Here is a 560-nt window from a genome sequence, read left to right on the forward strand (position 1 = left end):
GCACAAGACCAAGGGTCGCGCCGAGATCGCGCGCACCGGCGCCAAGATGTACAAGCAGAAGGGTACGGGCCGCGCCCGTCACCATTCGGCACGCGCTCCGCAGTTCCGCGGCGGCGGCAAGGCCCACGGCCCGGTCGTTCGCAGCCACGAGCACGAACTGCCGAAGAAGGTTCGCGCTCTCGGCCTCAAGCATGCTCTCTCGGCCAAGGCCAAGAGCGCGTCGATCATCATCATCGACGAGCTGAAGCTGACCGAGGCCAAGACGAAGGCGCTGATCGCGAATTTCGCGACGCTGGGCCTGACCAATGCTTTGCTGATCGGCGGCGCCGAGCTTGACAAGAACTTCAAGCTGGCGGCGACGAACATCCCCAACATCGACGTGCTGCCCATCCAGGGCATCAACGTCTACGACATTCTGCGCCGCGGCACGCTGGTCCTTTCGAAGGCCGCCGTCGAGGCTCTCGAGGAGCGTTTTAAATGACCGACCTTCGTCATTACGACGTGATCGTCTCGCCGGCGATCACCGAAAAGTCGACCATGGCCTCCGAGCAGAACAAGGT

At 63.0% G+C, this 560-nt stretch carries 1 protein-coding gene and 1 pseudogene; both read left to right on the forward strand.

All coding sequences use genetic code 11. The features are described 5' to 3' along the window. Nucleotides 1-481 (forward strand): 50S ribosomal protein L4 (gene rplD / locus EN925_RS38815; protein ID WP_128337503.1); only part of this gene is annotated, 481 nt, incomplete at its 5' end. Further along, nucleotides 478-560: pseudogene (locus tag EN925_RS38820) on the forward strand (50S ribosomal protein L23); the annotation flags it as partial. The gene rplD and the pseudogene EN925_RS38820, both read left to right, overlap by 4 nt.

This window comes from Mesorhizobium sp. M7A.F.Ca.US.006.04.2.1 (genome assembly GCF_004022915.1).
Classification (GTDB): Bacteria; Pseudomonadota; Alphaproteobacteria; order Rhizobiales; family Rhizobiaceae; genus Mesorhizobium; species Mesorhizobium ciceri.